General features: G+C 61.4%; 15 protein-coding genes. 4 read left to right on the plus strand and 11 right to left on the minus strand.

The genetic code is table 11. The annotated features are described in order from the left end of the window. Positions 1–20 precede the first annotated feature (20 nt). Positions 21–866, plus strand: a complete 846-nt coding sequence (locus tag NCT03_RS02815) for an aldo/keto reductase (protein WP_250491884.1) — start codon at positions 21–23, stop codon at positions 864–866. Positions 867–894: 28 nt separating this feature from the next. Here the strand turns inward: NCT03_RS02815 and NCT03_RS02820 are convergent, their stop codons facing one another. The 10 genes from NCT03_RS02820 to NCT03_RS02865 all read right to left on the minus strand — a co-directional run bounded on the left by NCT03_RS02820 (position 895) and on the right by NCT03_RS02865 (position 12,034). Then, on the minus strand, positions 895–1,302 hold the full coding sequence (locus NCT03_RS02820; protein ID WP_250491885.1) for a hypothetical protein: 408 nt from the start codon (positions 1,300–1,302) through the stop codon (positions 895–897). Between the two features lie 76 nt (positions 1,303–1,378). Then, positions 1,379–3,466: an ABC transporter ATP-binding protein gene (locus tag NCT03_RS02825; protein ID WP_250491886.1), complete on the minus strand. Its 2,088-nt coding sequence runs from the start codon at positions 3,464–3,466 to the stop codon at positions 1,379–1,381. Beyond that, positions 3,463–4,320 (minus strand): ABC transporter permease, encoded by an 858-nt coding sequence (locus NCT03_RS02830; protein WP_244827202.1) that lies wholly within the window; start codon positions 4,318–4,320, stop codon positions 3,463–3,465. The genes NCT03_RS02825 and NCT03_RS02830 overlap by 4 nt, the downstream gene beginning before the upstream one ends. Next, the gene (locus NCT03_RS02835) at positions 4,317–5,348 is read right to left on the minus strand and encodes an ABC transporter permease (protein WP_244827203.1); all 1,032 of its coding nucleotides are present in this window, start codon (positions 5,346–5,348) and stop codon (positions 4,317–4,319) included. Before NCT03_RS02835 ends, NCT03_RS02830 begins: the two co-directional genes overlap by 4 nt. A 15-nt stretch (positions 5,349–5,363) precedes the next feature. Beyond that, complete coding sequence (locus NCT03_RS02840; RefSeq protein WP_250491887.1) at positions 5,364–7,034, minus strand: ABC transporter substrate-binding protein; 1,671 nt, start codon at positions 7,032–7,034, stop codon at positions 5,364–5,366. A 115-nt stretch (positions 7,035–7,149) separates the two neighbouring features. Continuing rightward, the gene (locus NCT03_RS02845; RefSeq protein ID WP_244827205.1) at positions 7,150–7,629 is read right to left on the minus strand and encodes a cupin domain-containing protein; all 480 of its coding nucleotides are present in this window, start codon (positions 7,627–7,629) and stop codon (positions 7,150–7,152) included. A gap of 127 nt (positions 7,630–7,756) precedes the next feature. Beyond that, on the minus strand, positions 7,757–9,862 hold the full coding sequence (fusA, locus tag NCT03_RS02850; RefSeq protein WP_250463444.1) for an elongation factor G: 2,106 nt from the start codon (positions 9,860–9,862) through the stop codon (positions 7,757–7,759). A 259-nt stretch (positions 9,863–10,121) separates the two neighbouring features. Beyond that, positions 10,122–10,664: a DUF192 domain-containing protein gene (locus NCT03_RS02855; RefSeq protein ID WP_370652125.1), complete on the minus strand. Its 543-nt coding sequence runs from the start codon at positions 10,662–10,664 to the stop codon at positions 10,122–10,124. Between the two features lie 235 nt (positions 10,665–10,899). Next, positions 10,900–11,103 (minus strand): hypothetical protein, encoded by a 204-nt coding sequence (locus NCT03_RS02860; protein ID WP_244827208.1) that lies wholly within the window; start codon positions 11,101–11,103, stop codon positions 10,900–10,902. Between the two features lie 358 nt (positions 11,104–11,461). Further along, positions 11,462–12,034 (minus strand): pseudouridine synthase, encoded by a 573-nt coding sequence (locus NCT03_RS02865; protein ID WP_244827971.1) that lies wholly within the window; start codon positions 12,032–12,034, stop codon positions 11,462–11,464. Between the two features lie 238 nt (positions 12,035–12,272). Between NCT03_RS02865 and icd the strand changes: the two genes are divergently transcribed. Further along, on the plus strand, positions 12,273–13,529 hold the full coding sequence (gene icd, locus NCT03_RS02870; protein WP_244827209.1) for an NADP-dependent isocitrate dehydrogenase: 1,257 nt from the start codon (positions 12,273–12,275) through the stop codon (positions 13,527–13,529). Positions 13,530–13,689: 160 nt separating this feature from the next. Here icd and NCT03_RS02875 read toward each other — a convergent pair whose 3' ends face one another. Then, positions 13,690–13,896 (minus strand): cold-shock protein, encoded by a 207-nt coding sequence (locus NCT03_RS02875; protein ID WP_244827210.1) that lies wholly within the window; start codon positions 13,894–13,896, stop codon positions 13,690–13,692. A gap of 516 nt (positions 13,897–14,412) precedes the next feature. Between NCT03_RS02875 and clpS the strand changes: the two genes are divergently transcribed. Both clpS and clpA read left to right on the plus strand, forming a co-directional pair. Then, positions 14,413–14,727: an ATP-dependent Clp protease adapter ClpS gene (gene clpS / locus NCT03_RS02880; protein ID WP_250491888.1), complete on the plus strand. Its 315-nt coding sequence runs from the start codon at positions 14,413–14,415 to the stop codon at positions 14,725–14,727. After that, on the plus strand, positions 14,724–17,027 hold the full coding sequence (gene clpA / locus NCT03_RS02885; protein WP_244827212.1) for an ATP-dependent Clp protease ATP-binding subunit ClpA: 2,304 nt from the start codon (positions 14,724–14,726) through the stop codon (positions 17,025–17,027). Before clpS ends, clpA begins: the two co-directional genes overlap by 4 nt. Positions 17,028–17,083 lie beyond the last annotated feature (56 nt).

Raw genomic sequence — 17,083 nt, forward strand, 5'->3', positions numbered from 1 at the left:
TCAGCACAAGGAGGCTTTCCATGGCGCACACACTGCCAACCGTCACGTTGCCGAACGGCGAAACCATTCCAAAGCTCGGCCAGGGAACCTGGGAGATGGGCGAACGCCCGAACACCCGCAAGACCGAGATCGCCGCATTGCGCGAGGGCGTGGAACTCGGCATGACGCTCATCGATACTGCCGAAATGTACGGCGATGGCGAAAGCGAAAAGCTGATCGCCGAAGCGCTCGGCGACCGGCGCGAGGACTTGTTCATCGTCAGCAAGGTGTATCCGCATAACGGCAATGAACGCGGCGTGCAGAGCGCGTGCGAGCGCAGCCTGAAGCGGCTGGCGACGGACCGCATCGATCTTTACTTGCTGCACTGGCGCGGCGACGAGGATCTGGAAGGCGTGATCGCGGGCTTCGAAAAGCTCAGGCGCGATGGCAAGATTCGCCACTGGGGCGTGAGCAACTTCGACACCGACGACATGGAAGAACTTGTTTCGCTCGATCACGGCGATGCCTGCGCAACCGATCAAATTCTCTATAACGTCGCGCGTCGTGGACCCGAATTCGACCTGCTGCCGTGGTTGCGCGAGCGCCGCATTCCAGCGATGGCGTATAGCCCCGTCGATCACGCGCGTCTGCCGAGGGGCGGGGCGCTGGAGAAGATCGCGGCGGCGCGCGGCGTATCGGCGTTTCAGGTCGCGCTCGCGTGGGTGCTGCAACAGCCGCAAGTCTTCGCGATTCCTAAAGCCGCGGATATTGCGCATATCCGCGAGAATCGCGCGGCGCTCGACCTTGCGTTGTCGGCGGATGAACTGGCGGATATCGATCAGCAGTTCAAGCCGCCAAAAGCGAAGCGCAGGTTGGAGATGCTTTGAGCGGGCTCAAGTGCAAAGCACGTGCAAGTCACGTGCAAGCGTGATGCAAATGCACCGACCCCAGCACCGCCACTTCAGCCGGCGTGCGCTTGAGATCGGCTTCGTTCACCTGTTTCGCATCGGTGAGGAAGTCATCGACGATCGATGACACCGACGTATCCGTCAGGCACAGCGACACGCGCTTGGTGTCGCCATCCTGCAGCGACGCGCGTTGCGACAGGAACAGCACGCCGTACTGATAACCCCGCACGATGCCGCGCACGGCGCCCACGCACTGACCTTGCGCGGTGTTGTCGCCCTTCTGGGCGCATTGCTGCGCGAGCGAATAAGCAGTGAAGCTCTGGTCGATGGCGGCAGGCGCCGCCGTCTGCGCGTGAGCGGCGGCCGAACCGAAGGCACAAGCTGCGGCGAGAGCGAGCGAGAGAGTGGGTTTCATCGATTGAATCCTCGTTGTTTTGAGAGTGAACCGATGAGAGGCGCAAACACGCACTTTGGTTCCGGGCGCGCGGCGCTTAAGTCACCTTTTCGGGACTTTGCAGCGCGCGCAGCTCCTCGACCGGAATATGACAGTGAATGGCATGACCGTGCCCCGCATCGCGGCAAGGCGGAACCTCGCGTTCGCAGATGTCGCCGACCTTGCGCGGACAGCGCGTGTGGAACACGCATCCCGAAGGCGGATTCGCCGCGCTCGGCAACTCGCCCGACAAGCGAATGCGCTCGTTTTGCACGGGCGCGCTTTCGAGCGCGGGCACCGACGAGAGCAATGCTTCGGTGTACGGATGCTGCGGCCCCGTGAAGACATCCGCCGCGCGGCCGATCTCCATGATGCGCCCGAGATACAGCACCGCAATCCGATCCGACAAATAGCGCACGACGTGCAGATCGTGCGAGATGAACACGTAGCTCACGCGCCGTTCGCGCTGCAAGTCCGCCAGCAGATTGAGGATGGCGGCCTGCACGGAGACATCGAGCGCGGAAGTCGGCTCGTCGCAGACGACGACGCGCGGATCGCCCGCAAAAGCACGCGCGATCGCCACGCGTTGCTTCAACCCGCCGGACAACTGGCGCGTGCGCGAGCCGAGATAGCGCTCCGGCAGACGCACGGCTTCGGTCAGCGATTGCAGGCGCTTTTCCTTCGCTTCGCCACGCAGCGACGCGAGTTTCGACAGCGAACGCGCAATCAGCCGGCGCACCGAATGCGCGCGATTGAGCGCCGAATCCGGGTTCTGAAACACGATCTGCAGCGACTTCACCTGCTCGTCGCTGCGCCGCGTGACGCGTTCAGGCAGATGCTGACCGTCGAGTTCGAGCGTCGCGCCCTTGTCCGGCGAGACGAGGCCCAGCAGCAGCTTGGCGAGCGTGGTCTTGCCGCTGCCCGATTCGCCGACGAGTCCGAGTGTTTCGCCTTGCACGAGGTCGAGCGAGACATCGTGAACGGCACGCACTTCTTCATCGCCGACATGGAAGGTTTTGGACAGGTTGCGTGCGGTGAGCGCGAGCGTCGGTTGCGCTCGATGATCGAGTGGAGGCGCGGCGGGCGTTTCGTCGGTCGAACGCGGCAGCGTTTCCGCGCGTTCGTGATAGTGACAGCGCGCCATCTGATCGCCGTGCGCCGCACTCATCCGATACGGCGGCGGCGCTTCCTTGAGACACCGTTCGTCGGCGAGCTTGCAGCGCGCGGCGAAGATGCACCCTTGCGTCACCGATCCCGGCAGCGGCAACGAACCGGGAATGGTGTCGAGCCGGCCGTTTTCCTTGCTGCGGCCCCTCGTCGGCAGACAGCGCAACAGGCCCACGGTGTATGGATGGCGCGGCTTTGCGAAGACATCGGCGGTTGCGCCTTCCTCGACGAGCTTGCCCGCATACAGCACGCCGACGCGCTCGCACATGCGCCCGATCACCGCGAGATTGTGGCTGATGAACAGCACGGCGGTGCCGAGTTCCTCACGCAATTGCGCAATGAGATCGAGCACTTCAGCTTCGACGGTGGCATCGAGACCGGTGGTGGGTTCATCGAGAATCAGCAGTTCGGGATTGCAGGCAAGCGCCATGGCGATCACCACGCGCTGCTGCATGCCGCCCGACAGTTGATGCGGGTAGCTTTCCATCACCCGTTCGGGCGATGCAATACGCACACGCCGCAGCATCTCCACCGTGCGCTCGAGCGCGTCGCTTTCAGAAGCGCCCGAAGCCTCGAAGGCTTCGGACACCTGCCGCGCGACGGTCAGCGACGGATTCAACGCGCGCCCCGGGTCCTGATAGACCATGGAGACGGCATCGGCGCGCATTTCGCGCAGGGCGTCGGCGGACAGCGCGGAGACATCGCGCCCGGCTATCGAGATGCGGCCCGACTTTACGCGGCCGTTCTTCGGCAAGTAGCGCAGCACCGCGAGCGCCGCCGTCGACTTGCCGCAGCCGGATTCGCCGACGAGTCCGTACGCTTCGCCACGCCGCACGCGCAAGGAGACGTCCTGCAGCACTTCGCGCTCGCGTCCGCGCGAACGGTAGGCCACCGTCAGTCCGACGATGGTGAGCGCGTCGGTCGCTTCGCCCTTGGCGGCGCCGAATGTGGGAAATGCCGATGGCGGCGGTCCGTTCATCGGTCGAGCACTCCTTGCACGGCATCCGCGACGAGGTTGACAGCGACGACGAGCGAGGCAATGGCGGCGGCATCGAACACGACCGTCCACCACGCGCCGCCCGCCATCAGCGTATAGCTTTCGGACAACGCGAGTCCCCAGTCGGCGGACGGCGGCTGAATGCCGAATCCCAGGAACGAGAGCGTCGCGACCGCGAAGATCGCGTAGCCGAGCCGCACGGTGGCTTCGACGATGATTGGCGGCAGCACGTTCGGAAGAATCTCCGCGAACATGATGTAAAGCGCGTTCTCGCCGCGCAACTGCGCCGCCATCACGTAGTCGAGATGGCGTTCGCCCAGCACGGCGGCGCGTACCGTGCGCGCGGTGATCGGCGCGAAGGTCAGGCCGATCACGATGATCACCGTCGTGTTGCTCGCGCCCACGGCGGCCAGCGCCAGCAGCGCGACGATGACGAGCGGCAGCGCGAGAAGAGCGTCGATAGCGCGGCCGACGACGGCATCGACCCAGCCGTCGAAGTAGCCGACCACGAGGCCGATGGCCGTGCCCGCCGCCGTGCCGATGAGTGTCGCCAGCGGCGCGATGGTGAGAATGTCGCGCGACCCGACGATCACGCGCGCGAACACGTCGCGGCCGAGCTGATCGGTGCCGAACCAGTGATCGCCGGAAGGCGGCGCGAGCGAGTTCAAGGGATCGGAAGCGTAGGGATCGATCGGCACGGCATGCTGACCGAACAAGGCGCACAGCACCCAGAAGAGCAGGATCGACACGCCGACGACGAAGGTCGCTGAGCGCAACAGTGCGAAAAGCGCCTCGAAGCGCTTCGGTTTGACGGGGGCGAGGGCTTGTGTGCTCATCGCCCGTCTCCCGACGAATCCGCCGTGCGCAGACGCGGATTCAGCACGACGTAAAGCGCATCCGCGATCAGATTCGCCGCCGTGTAGATCACGCCGATGCTGAGTACGCCTGCTTCGAGCATCGGGAAGTCCTTGGCCTTCGCCGCGTTGTAGATCAGCGAGCCGATGCCCTGATAGTGGAAGAGCGTCTCCACGACGACCAGCCCGCCGATCATGTAGCCGAGCTGCGTCGCGGCAACCGTCACGGTTGGCAGAAGCGCATTGCGCAGCACATGCCGCCAGATCACGATACGGCGCGGCAAGCCCTTGAGGATTGCGGTGCGCGTGTAGTCGGCATCGAGCGCTTCGACGGTGCCCGCGCGCGCCATCCGCGCGATATAGCCGAAGAACACGAAGACGAGCGGCAGCACCGGCAGGATCAGATGCTGCAATTGCGTGAGGATGCCGGCATCGGCGCTGGCGCTTGCTTCTATCGGCAGCCATTGCAGCCACACGCCGAAGATGAGGATCAGCACGATGGACGAGACGAATTCCGGCACGACCGTCAACGTGAGTCCGCCAATGCTGATGATCCGGTCGATCCAGCGCCCCGCGTGCAGCGCCGCATACACGCCGCCTGCAATGCCGAGCGGCACCACGACGATGAACGCCAGCGCGCCGAGCTTCGCCGAATTCCACAGCGCCTCGCCGATAAACGGTGCAACCGGCGCGCGAAACGCATACGACTCGCCCATGTCGCCGCGCAGGAAATGCGTGATCCACGCCGAATATTGCGTGAGAAGCGGCCGGTCCACGCCGAGCTGATGATTCAGCGCGGCGACAGCGCGCGCATCCGCGAGCGGGCCGAGAATGGCGCGGCCGACATCGCCCGGCAGCAACTGGCCGCCGGCGAAGACGATCATCGACAAGAGCCAGAGCGTGACGAGCGCAAGCAGCACGCGCACGCCGACGAAGCGCAACACGCGGCGTGCTTTCGCGCCGCCGTTGCGCGCCGGCCCGATGCGGGTCGAGGGCGTGATCGTGCTCATCCTCGCGAACCTCCTTTAAGCCGCCGACACCGTCGCCCGGTCGAACCACATCTGCGAAATCGCATTGAAACGCACGCCCGAAACACTGGCGCGCGTGACGATCAGCTGGTCGTAGAAGTACGGGATGATCACGGGCGTTTCATCGAGCAACAGACGCTGAATGTCGCCCGACACTTTCTTCTGCGATGCCACGTCGAGCGAGGCCACGAACTGCGCGACGAGTTTGTCGTAAGCGGGATTCTTGAAGTGCGCCGCGTTCCAGGTGCCGTCGCTCGTGAGCGGCGCGTTGAGGAACACGTTCGGCACGCCGCGATGCCCGTAGTCCGTGATGCCGAGCGGCGAATCCAGCCAGTCCGACTTGCCGAACGTGCCCGAGCCGTAATACAGATCCTGACTTTCGACCTTCAGCGTGATGCGGATGCCCACGGCTTTGGCCGCGTTCTGCACGACGACCGCGAGGTCAGGAATTTCCATGTACTTTTCGGTCGTGAGCGTGATGTCGAAGCCGTTCGCCACGCCGGCCTCGCCGAGCAGTTGCTTGGCCTTCGCAACATCGAGATGGCGCTGCGGCACGGAAAGATCGCTCGACGGAAACACGGGCGCAAACGGGCTGTCGTTGCCGACCGTCGCGCGGCCCTTGAACAACCCTTTCACGATGACTTCGCGATTGATCGCCAGCGCCAGCGCCTGGCGTACGCGCTTGTCCTTGAACGGGCCGGTATCGCAGCGCATGTGAATCTGCCGATGCGAGCTCGACTTCGCGCCCAGTACCTTGAACTGCGAATTGCTCAGGATCGAGACGCCGCCTTGCACGGTGAAGTCGCCCATGACGTCGGCCTGGCGGCCTTGCATGGCGAGAAGCTGCGCCTGATGGTCCGCATAGAACGAGAAGTTCACGCGGTCCGGCAGCGCTTTCGCGCCCCAGTAGTCGGGATTGCGCACGAACGACGCGCCCACTTTCGGCGTGTACTTTTCGAGCTTGAACGCGCCCGTGCCCATGAAGGTCTTCTCGTACGAACCCGTGAAATTCGCCGGGAGAATGACGGCGTTGTAGTTGTCGGACGAAACGTAGTAGGGGAAATTGCCGTTGGGCGCGTCCAGATGAAACTCGACGGTGTGATCGTCGATGGCCTTCGCGGAATCCTTCGACAGCACGCCTTTCAGAACCGAGAGCGCGGCCGAACCGGCGTTCGGATCGGCCAAGCGGTTGAAGGTCGCGGCCACGTCCTTGGCGGTCATGGTCTGGCCGTCGTGGAACTTCACGTTCTGGCGCAGTTTGAAAGTCCAGACATCGCCCTTCGCATTCGACGACCACGACAGCGCGAGCGCGGGATTGAGCGCGAGCTTTTCGCTGTCGTCGTCGATCAGGAATTCGCCGGTTTGATTGATCAGCGCGAGACCCGAGGCATCGGTGACGGTGAGCGGATCGACGGCGCCCGCGGGAGTCAGATGCGCCACGCGAATCGTGCCGCCCGGCTTGGCCGCGGCCTGAGCGCGAGCGTTCGTCGCGCCGAGTCCAAGCAAGCCGCCAGCCGAAAGCGCGATACCCAGCACGCTCGCATGACGCAATAACTCGCGGCGCGTAAGCCGGCCTGCCTTGAATTCGTCGATCGCATGATTACCCAGGTCGCCCGCATGAGTGCGCGCTGCGTCGAGGTGATGTGCGTCGGTCGAGGATTTCTTCATCGGTGGTCGTTCCGTATGCGGGTTGTCGTTATGCGTTCGGCCACGCGAAAAGCGTTGCCGCGTCGTTTCGAGGAAGCAAGGAACGGGCCGCATGCCAAGGCGTGCGGCCGGTATGTCAATGATCGTGCGGATGCTTGTGGATCGGGTCGACCCAGAAGACTTCCTCGGGCGCTTCCACGGCATCGATATTCAGGTTCACGACGACGGCTTCGTTGTCGCTGCGCACGAGCACGCATTCGAGCGGATCGTCGGTGCTCGCGTTGATTTCCTGATGCGGCACGTAAGGCGGCACGAAGATGAAGTCGCCCGGACCGGCTTCGGCGGTGAATTCGAGGTGTTCGCCCCAGCGCATGCGCGCCTGTCCGCGCACGACGTAGATCACGCTTTCGAGCGCGCCATGATGATGCGCGCCGGTCTTGGCATTCGGATGGATCGTGACCGTGCCCGCCCAGATTTTCTGCGCACCGACGCGCGCTGCATTGATCGCGGCCGCGCGGTTCATGCCCGGCGTCTGCGCGGTGTTGGTGTCGAGCTGGTCGCCCTTGATGACCTTGACGCCGTGCTCGCGCCAATCGGTGTGATGTGCGTCGCTCATAGTGGTCGTGATGGTCGTGGTGATCGCGTCGGGTTTGTCGTTTTGGTCTGCGGATAAAAAAAGTCCGTTGCCGCCACCAACAACGCGCGAGCAACGGACTTCCGATATTACACGTCTTAAGCGGCGATCATTTTCCTTTGGAATTGATGATCGCTTCGGACACGTTGGACGGCGTCTCGGTGTAGTGCTTGAACTCCATCGTGTAGGTCGCGCGGCCTTGCGTGAGCGAACGCAGCGAAGTGGAGTAGCCGAACATCTCGGCCAGCGGCACCTCGGCGCGCACGATCTTGCCGCCGCCGCCCGCGATATCGTCCATGCCCTGCACGATGCCGCGACGGCTCGACAGATCGCCCATCACGTTGCCCATGAACTCCTCGGGCGTTTCCACTTCGACGGCCATGGTCGGTTCGAGCAGCACCGGCCGCGCGCGGCGCATCGCTTCCTTGAACGCGATGGAGCCTGCCATGCGGAAGGCGTTTTCGTTCGAATCGACATCGTGATAGGAACCGAAGGTCAGCGTTACTTTGGTGTCGACGACAGGATAGCCCGCCAGCACGCCTGCCTTGAGCGTTTCCTGAATGCCCTTGTCGACCGCCGGGATGTATTCGCGCGGAATCACGCCGCCCTTGATGGCATCGACGAATTCGTAGCCCTTGCCCGGGTCCGGTTCGAGCGTGATGACCGCATGGCCGTATTGGCCGCGCCCGCCCGACTGCTTGACGAACTTGCCTTCCACGTCCGTGACCTTGTTGCGCACCGTCTCGCGATACGCCACTTGCGGCTTGCCGACCGTCGCTTCGACGCCGAACTCGCGCTTCATCCGGTCGACGAGAATTTCAAGGTGCAGTTCGCCCATGCCGGAGATGATGGTCTGACCGGATTCCTCGTCGCTCGTGACGCGGAACGACGGATCTTCCTGCGCAAGCCGGTTCAGCGCGATACCCATCTTTTCCTGGTCGGCCTTCGTCTTCGGCTCGACGGCCTGCGAGATCACCGGTTCCGGGAAGATCATCCGTTCGAGGATGATGACGTGGTTCGGATCGCAGAGCGTGTCGCCCGTGGTCGCTTCCTTGAGACCGACCGCCGCCGCGATGTCGCCCGCGCGCACTTCCTTGATTTCCTTGCGCTCGTTGGCGTGCATCTGCAGGATACGGCCGAGGCGTTCCTTCTTTTCCTTCACCGGGTTGTAGACCGTATCGCCGGAATTCACGACGCCCGAATACGTGCGGAAGAAGATCAACTGGCCGACGAACGGGTCCGTCATGATCTTGAAGGCGAGGGCGGCGAACGGCTCGTCATCGCTCGGATGGCGTTCCGCTTCCTGGTCGTCTTCCGTATGGCCAAGGATGGCGGGCACGTCCACCGGCGACGGCAGATAGTCGATCACCGCGTCGAGCATGGCCTGCACGCCCTTGTTCTTGAACGCGCTGCCGCAAAGCATCGGCACGATTTCGTTCGCGATGGTGCGCTGCCTGAGCGCCGCCTTGATTTCTTCCTCGGTCAGGCTTTCGTGGTTCTCGAGGTACTTCTCGAGCAGTTCCTCGTTGGCTTCGGCGGCGGCCTCGACCATCTTGCCGTGCCATTCGTGCGCGAGTTCCTTGAGGTTGTCGGGAATCTCCGCATAGGTGAACTTGATGCCCTGGCTGTCGTCGTCCCAGAGAATGGCCTTCATCTTCACGAGATCGACCACGCCCTGAAAGTGATCTTCCGCGCCGATGGGAATTTGAATCGGCACGGCCACGCCCTTCAGACGCTCGCCGATTTGCCGCTGCACGCGGAAAAAATCCGCGCCGACGCGGTCCATCTTGTTGACGAACGCAATGCGCGGCACCTTGTACTTGTTCGCCTGACGCCACACGGTTTCAGACTGCGGCTGCACGCCGCCGACCGAGTCGTAGACCATGCACGCGCCATCGAGCACGCGCATCGAGCGTTCGACTTCGATGGTGAAGTCGACGTGTCCCGGCGTATCGATGATATTGATACGGTGTTCAGGATAATTGCCCGCCATGCCTTTCCAGAAGGCCGTGGTTGCAGCCGACGTGATCGTGATGCCGCGCTCCTGCTCCTGTTCCATCCAGTCCATCGTGGCCGCGCCGTCGTGCACCTCGCCGATCTTGTGCGTCACGCCGGTGTAGAAAAGAATGCGCTCGGTGGTGGTGGTCTTGCCGGCGTCGATGTGAGCGCTGATGCCGATATTCCGGTAGCGCTCGATGGGAGTCTTGCGGGGCACGTGAACCTCCTTTGGAGTAGTAAGCCCTGGCGGCATGCGCATATTCCGTGCACGCCGCCACACGATTGCCGTCCGGGCTCGCAACGGCATCGCGATAATCTTTTCAGGATAGCGCGTTGGCAAGGTCTTTGCAGGAAACTCGCTGGAACGCTCCTGCGGCAATCGAAAAGGCTCGGAGACGGCCATATGCGGCCGGTATGGACGAAAAAAAGGCGCGTTCACGTGACGCGCCTCTTTATCTTTCCAGCGATTGCCGCGATTACTGTGCGGCCGGCAAGCCCGAAATCTTCGTTCCCGGCTTGATGCCTTTGGCCGTGAACCAGCCCTTGCTCATTTCGAGGGCATAAACGCCGTTGTTGCGCGGGCAATGGTTGTTCTCGGTTTCGGCTTGCATCTCGTCGATGTCGGTGACGGTGCCATCCGCGCGAATGAACGCGATCGACAGCGGGATCAGCGTGTTCTTCATCCAGAAGCAGTGGACCGCGTTTTCCTGAAACACGAAGAGCATGCCTTCGTTCGATGCAAGCTGCGTGCGATACATGAGGCCTTGCTCGCGATCGGCGTCGTTGGCGGCGACAGCGGCATCGATCACGAACATGCCGGCGGTGAGTCTTGCGCGGGGGAAATCGGAAGGTTGCTTGGCACCGGGCGGCATGGTCTGCGCTTGTGCAAGCGGCATTGCCGCAAACGGCAACAACAACGCAATAGTTAATGCTCGCACGGCGGCAAGCGCGCGGCTCGCAATGCGCGAACGCCAATTTGAATGATTCGGACCGAATGAAGACTTCAAGGCATGAAACAACGGAATCACGACGATGCTCCTTATCAAGAATCGATGCGCCGAGAATCCGGCAGGCTCACGGCAAACTCGCGAATGTTACTCGAAGCGCGTGCCATGAGGCGAGTCGATAAAACAAAAGGGCAGATGCCGTGTTGGCCATCTGCCCTTCAACGCCGTAAAGACGGCGATATTGCTCGTTATTGATTTTGCAGGTACTGCAACATCGAACTTCGCTATACCGCCTCTTACAACGAACTTACTGAGCTGCCGAAGCGGCTTCCGGTGCCGAAGCGGCAGCCTTCTTGTGCGCGTGCTTCTTCGAGCTCTTATGCGACTTGTGAGCCTTCTTTGCCGGTGCCGACGAAGCAGCAGCCGGAGCAGCAGCTTCCGGTGCCGATGCTTGTGCGAATGCAGCCGTTGCGAACAGGCCAGCGACGAGAGCAGCGATCAGTTTGTTCATTTGTGAATCCTCTAGCTTGAGTTGATTAACCAAACGACCCGGTCATGGAGTCATGTCGGTAAACGAGCCATCCACCTTTCGGTTGACAGTCGTATCGATGATTTGGTCTTCGATACAGCTGTGAGCGCTTTGACCTTTCAAATACCCTGGAGCACACAGCATATTCAATTGGTTTATCGCTCATGCCGGATAGCTTTGTTCGGCATCTGCGGTCCTTAACGCATCGCGTGAAGACTCGGTTGACGTCGTTTCAAAGAGATTTGCGAACGCGCGGCAAAAAGTTTCTCGGCGCTTTGCACGCGTGGTTACACGACACGCCATTTAAACGCACGACGTGACGCTTATCGTCGATAAAGCTTTAAGCGCGTCGCCACGGCGCGCGCGCATTCACCTCGATGCATTCGCCCGGCGCGAGTCCGAGCGCGAAGATATCGAGTGCGCCGACAGCCACGCGCACGAGCCGCAACGTCGGATAGCCCACGGCTGCGGTCATGCGCCTGACCTGCCGGTTCTTGCCCTCGGTGATGGCGAGCTCGATCCACGTCGTGGGGATTGCCGCGCGATAGCGGATCGGCGGATTGCGCGGCCAGAGCGCGTCGCTATCTTCTTGGGCGACGAAGGCGCATTGGCACGGACGCGTCACGTAGTCGCCCAGATCGACGCCTTTCGCGAGATGCGCGAGCGCGGCATCGTCAGGGGCGCCTTCCACTTGCGCCCAATAACGCTTGACGAGCTTGTGACGCGGCTCGGCAATACGCGCCTGCAACGCGCCATCGTCGGTGAGTAAAAGCAGGCCTTCGCTGTCGGCGTCGAGCCGGCCCGCCGGGTACACGCCCGGCGTCTTTACCCAGTCGCCGAGCGAGGGACGCGTTTCGTGCGCGGAAAACTGGCAGATGGTGCCGAAGGGTTTATTGAGCGCGATGAGCGGCATCGGAGGAAGGCGCGGCGGAATTCGAAGCGGCATCTTAATGCATAATGAGCCGCCCCCAATCCTGACGCGAGCCGACGCAAGCGCGACGCCAGGCCTCGAACGGCGACCGGCTGTACTCGCGCGTGGTTAGAATGCTGTTCTGGCCATGCTCGCGGGCGCCGTCGACGTTCATGGTCCGCGAATCGTCCGCACTATCGCGCCAGCTTCCATTCGAGCCCGGCCTTCTTTGGAGTCGACCATGCCGTATCAGCACATCCAGGTTCCGGCGGACGGTGAAAAGATCACCGTCAACGCGGATTACTCGCTCAACGTCCCGGATCAGCCGATCATCCCGTATATCGAGGGTGACGGTACGGGCGTCGACATCACGCCGGTCATGATCAAGGTGGTCGATGCGGCGGTCGAGCGGGCCTACGGTGGCAAGCGCAAGATTCAATGGATGGAGATCTTCGCGGGCGAGAAGGCGACGCGCGTCTACGGCCCCGATGTCTGGCTGCCGGACGAAACGCTCGACGTGGTGAAGGAGTACCTCGTGTCCATCAAGGGACCGCTCACGACGCCGGTGGGCGGCGGCATTCGCTCGCTCAACGTCGCGCTGCGCCAGCAGCTGGACCTCTACGTTTGTCTGCGGCCGGTGCGCTACTTCAAAGGCGTGCCTTCGCCCGTGCGCGAGCCGGAAAAGGTCGACATGGTGATCTTTCGCGAGAACTCGGAAGACATCTATGCGGGCGTCGAGTGGCCCGCCGAATCGCCGGAAGCGAAGAAGGTCATCCAATTTCTGCGCGAGGAAATGGGCGTGAAGAAGATCCGCTTTCCGGACTCGTCGGGGCTCGGCATCAAGCCGGTGTCGCGCGAGGGCACCGAGCGGCTCGTGCGCAAGGCAATTCAATACGCCATCGACAACGAGCGCCGCTCGGTTTCACTCGTGCACAAGGGCAACATCATGAAGTTCACCGAGGGCGCGTTCCGCGATTACGGCTACGCGCTCGCGCAGAAGGAGTTCGGCGCGGAACTGATCGACGGCGGCCCTTGGATGAAGGTGAAAAATCCGAAGACAGGTGGCGATATCGTCGTCAAGGACGTGATCGCGGATGCGTTCCTTCAGCAGATTCTTTTGCGCCCCGCCGAATACGACGTGATCGCCACCCTGAACTTGAACGGCGATTACATTTCCGATGCGCTCGCGGCGCAAGTTGGCGGGATCGGCATTGCGCCGGGCGCCAATATGTCGGACTCGGTTGCAATGTTCGAAGCCACTCACGGCACCGCGCCGAAGTACGCCGGCAAGGATTATGTGAATCCGGGATCGGAAATTTTGTCCGCCGAGATGATGCTGCGTCATCTCGGCTGGACCGAGGCGGCGGATCGAATCATCGATTCAATGGAACAATCCATTCTGTCCAAACGCGTTACTTACGACTTCGCGCGTCTCATGGAAGGCGCGACGCAAGTTTCATGTTCGGGTTTCGGCGAAGTAATGATCGAGAATATGTGACAGCGCGGCCGCAACGAATCACCGGCATTTGCATTAAAACCCCAAGGGCTTAAAGTCTTTGGGGTTTTGTCTTTGGTAAAACGCGTAGAAACAGGCAATAAAAAAACCCGGCCTGGGCCGGGTTTCAAAGGCTTTGCGCTTCTTACGGTCAGTCCGCGTCTCAGACAGTGTCCTGGATGTTGGAAGCCTGCTTGCCCTTCGGTCCCTGGACGATCTCGAAGGAGACCTTCTGGCCTTCCTTGAGCGTCTTGAAACCGTTCATTTGAATCGCCGAGAAATGTGCAAACAGATCCTCGCCGCCTTCATCGGGCGTGATGAATCCGTAACCTTTCGCGTCGTTAAACCATTTGACCGTACCAGTAGACATTCGTACTTCCCCTCTAACTCTCGTCGCAACCAGAGCACGCTCGAAAAGCTCGTCGGCCACCCCACTTTGTGAACCGCGTCCTCCTCACTAGCTCACCTCGGCTCTTTTTCTATTTCCGGAGGCCCCCGGAAAAAAGTGCCAGTTTGATTGTTGAATCTCTTAAATCGGGTGTCAAGGAAATTTTGAGATGGCCGTTAAGCTCGTTGTGTATGTCGCATTCGTAGGGTAATTCCTGCATTGCGTGTGCGCAGCCGCCCAAGCAAGCCATCTTGAAAAGTCGCATAATCGTCTCACTTGTGTGGTAACCCGGCGGCCCCCGGCACCCGGCGTGCAGTTTGTTTTTTTTGAAGCTGTGCGATACTGGTTTCAACGAGGTGCAAGCGGGCCGCGCTGACGTGATAAGCAGCGGCAGGATTGAATGGACGTTCCATCTGCGAGCGTTGCAGCCAGCAGTAATATCGACCGGGTGACCGGCGCTGGTGCGACGATTGCGATGGTGTTGTTTAGAATGGGTGTATGGCGATAAATCCCAACAAGCAGGACGGCACGGTACTTGAGCGGCAGGAGCAGAAGCTCAAGCAGCCGGCGATGTACAAGGTAGTGCTGCTGAACGACGACTTCACGCCGATGGAATTCGTCGTGATGATCGTGCAGGAATACTTCAATAAGGATCGTGAGACTGCGACGCAGATCATGCTGAAGGTTCATCGCGAAGGCAGGGGAGTTTGTGGGGTCTACACGCGAGACATTGCGTCGACCAAAGTTGAGCAAGTCGTTAGCCATGCACGGCAGGCGGGTCATCCGCTGCAGTGCGTGATGGAGGAAGCATGATTGCCCAGGAACTGGAAGTCAGTCTGCACATGGCGTTTATGGAAGCACGTCAGGCGCGGCATGAGTTCATTACGGTCGAGCATCTTTTGCTCGCCCTTTTGGACAATCCGACCGCGGCTGAGGTGTTGCGTGCCTGCGCAGCCAACATTGAAGATTTGCGTCAGAACCTGCGCAATTTCATTCATGACAACACGCCGACCGTGCCTGGCACGGACGACGTCGATACTCAGCCGACGCTTGGTTTCCAGCGCGTGATTCAACGCGCGATCATGCATGTGCAATCGACCTCGAACGGCAAGAAGGAAGTGACCGGCGCGAATGTGCTCGTCGCGATCTTCGGCGAGAAGGATTCGCATGCGGTCTACTACCTGCAACAGCAGGGCGTGACGCGTCTCGATGTCGTGAATTTCATTTCGCATGGTATTGCCAAGAGCAGTAGCGGCGATGCGGCCAAGGCGAGCAGCGAGGCGAATCCGGAGTCGGAAGACGCCGCGGCGCAGAAGGAAACGCCGCTCGCGCAATTCACGCAAAATCTCAACCAAAGCGCGAAGGACGGCAAGATCGATCCGCTGATCGGCCGCGAGTCCGAAGTCGAGCGCGTGGTGCAGGTGCTGTGCCGTCGCCGCAAGAACAATCCGCTGCTGGTCGGCGAAGCGGGCGTGGGGAAGACCGCGATTGCGGAAGGCCTCGCCTGGCGCATCACGCGCGGCGAAGTGCCGGACATTCTGGCCGACGCGCAGGTCTACTCGCTCGATATGGGCGCGTTGCTGGCGGGCACGAAGTATCGCGGCGATTTCGAGCAGCGTCTCAAGACGGTATTGAAGGAACTGAAAGAGCGTCCGCACGCCATTCTGTTCATCGACGAAATCCATACGCTGATCGGCGCTGGCGCGGCTTCGGGCGGTACGCTCGACGCGTCGAACCTGCTGAAGCCGGCGTTGTCGTCGGGACAGCTGAAGTGCATTGGCGCGACCACGTTCACCGAATATCGCGGCATCTTCGAGAAGGACGCGGCGCTTTCGCGGCGTTTCCAGAAGGTCGATGTCACCGAGCCTTCGGTCGAGCAGACGGTTGCGATTCTGCGCGGTTTGAAATCGCGTTTCGAAGAGCACCACGGCGTGAAGTATTCGTCGGGCGCGCTGTCGGCGGCGGCTGAACTGTCGGCGCGCTTCATTACGGATCGTCATCTGCCGGACAAGGCGATCGACGTGATCGACGAAGCAGGCGCGGCCCAGCGCATTTTGCCGAAGTCGAAGCAGAAGAAGACTATTGGAAAGAGCGAGATCGAAGAGATCATCTCGAAGATCGCGCGCGTCCCGCCGCAAAGCGTGTCGCAGGACGATCGCAGCAAGCTTCAGACGCTCGATCGCGACCTGAAGGCGGTCGTGTTCGGTCAGGATCCGGCTATCGATGCGCTGTCGGCGTCGATCAAGATGGCGCGTGCGGGTCTTGGCAAGATGGACAAGCCGATCGGCGCGTTCCTGTTTTCCGGCCCGACCGGTGTCGGCAAGACCGAAGTCGCGAAACAACTGGCGTTCACGCTGGGTATCGAGTTGTTGCGCTTCGACATGTCGGAATACATGGAGCGTCACGCGGTGAGCCGGTTGATCGGCGCGCCGCCGGGCTACGTCGGGTTCGACCAGGGCGGTTTGCTGACCGAGGCCGTCACGAAGAAGCCGCATTGCGTGCTGCTGCTGGACGAAATCGAGAAGGCGCATCCGGACATCTACAACGTGCTGCTGCAGGTGATGGACCACGGCACCTTGACCGACAACAATGGCCGCAAGGCGGACTTCCGCAATGTCATCATCATCATGACGACGAACGCGGGCGCCGAGGCCATGGGCAAGGCGGTGATCGGTTTCACCGCGAAGCGCGAGTCGGGCGACGAAATGGCCGACATCAAGCGGATGTTTACGCCTGAGTTCCGCAACCGGCTGGATCAGATCATCAGCTTCCGTTCGCTGGACGAGGAAATCATTCTGCGCGTGGTCGACAAGTTCCTGATGCAACTGGAAGATCAACTGCACGAGAAGAAGGTCGACGCGGTCTTTACCGACGCCCTGCGCAAGCATCTGGCGAAGCACGGTTTCGATCCGCTGATGGGCGCGCGACCGATGCAGCGTCTGATTCAGGACACCATCCGCCGTGCACTCGCCGACGAGTTGTTGTTCGGCAAGCTGCTGAACGGTGGTCGCGTAACGGTGGACGTCGATGCGGAAGACAAGGTGCAACTGACCTTCGACGAAAACACGGCTCCGCCGCGTAATCCGAATCCGGAAGCGATCGAGGTAGATTGAGCTTTTTTGCGGTTGAAGACAAAAACGGCGCGGATTGAATCCGCGCCGTTTTTTTT

Origin of the sequence: Caballeronia sp. GAWG1-1 (assembly GCF_023631465.1) — a bacterium.
Lineage (GTDB): Bacteria > Pseudomonadota > Gammaproteobacteria > Burkholderiales > Burkholderiaceae > Caballeronia.

Bases quoted from the DNA above. Each gene is read 5' to 3' on its own strand.
- NCT03_RS02815 (WP_250491884.1), top strand. From the start codon at position 21: ATGGCGCACACACTGCCAACCGTCACGTTGCCGAACGGCGAAACCATT.
- NCT03_RS02820 (WP_250491885.1), bottom strand. From the start codon at position 1,302: ATGAAACCCACTCTCTCGCTCGCTCTCGCCGCAGCTTGTGCCTTCGGT.
- NCT03_RS02825 (WP_250491886.1), bottom strand. From the start codon at position 3,466: ATGAACGGACCGCCGCCATCGGCATTTCCCACATTCGGCGCCGCCAAG.
- NCT03_RS02830 (WP_244827202.1), bottom strand. From the start codon at position 4,320: ATGAGCACACAAGCCCTCGCCCCCGTCAAACCGAAGCGCTTCGAGGCG.
- NCT03_RS02835 (WP_244827203.1), bottom strand. From the start codon at position 5,348: ATGAGCACGATCACGCCCTCGACCCGCATCGGGCCGGCGCGCAACGGC.
- NCT03_RS02840 (WP_250491887.1), bottom strand. From the start codon at position 7,034: ATGAAGAAATCCTCGACCGACGCACATCACCTCGACGCAGCGCGCACT.
- NCT03_RS02845 (WP_244827205.1), bottom strand. From the start codon at position 7,629: ATGAGCGACGCACATCACACCGATTGGCGCGAGCACGGCGTCAAGGTC.
- NCT03_RS02860 (WP_244827208.1), bottom strand. From the start codon at position 11,103: ATGAACAAACTGATCGCTGCTCTCGTCGCTGGCCTGTTCGCAACGGCT.
- NCT03_RS02865 (WP_244827971.1), bottom strand. From the start codon at position 12,034: ATGCCGCTCATCGCGCTCAATAAACCCTTCGGCACCATCTGCCAGTTT.
- icd (WP_244827209.1), top strand. From the start codon at position 12,273: ATGCCGTATCAGCACATCCAGGTTCCGGCGGACGGTGAAAAGATCACC.
- NCT03_RS02875 (WP_244827210.1), bottom strand. From the start codon at position 13,896: ATGTCTACTGGTACGGTCAAATGGTTTAACGACGCGAAAGGTTACGGA.
- clpS (WP_250491888.1), top strand. From the start codon at position 14,413: ATGGCGATAAATCCCAACAAGCAGGACGGCACGGTACTTGAGCGGCAG.
- clpA (WP_244827212.1), top strand. From the start codon at position 14,724: ATGATTGCCCAGGAACTGGAAGTCAGTCTGCACATGGCGTTTATGGAA.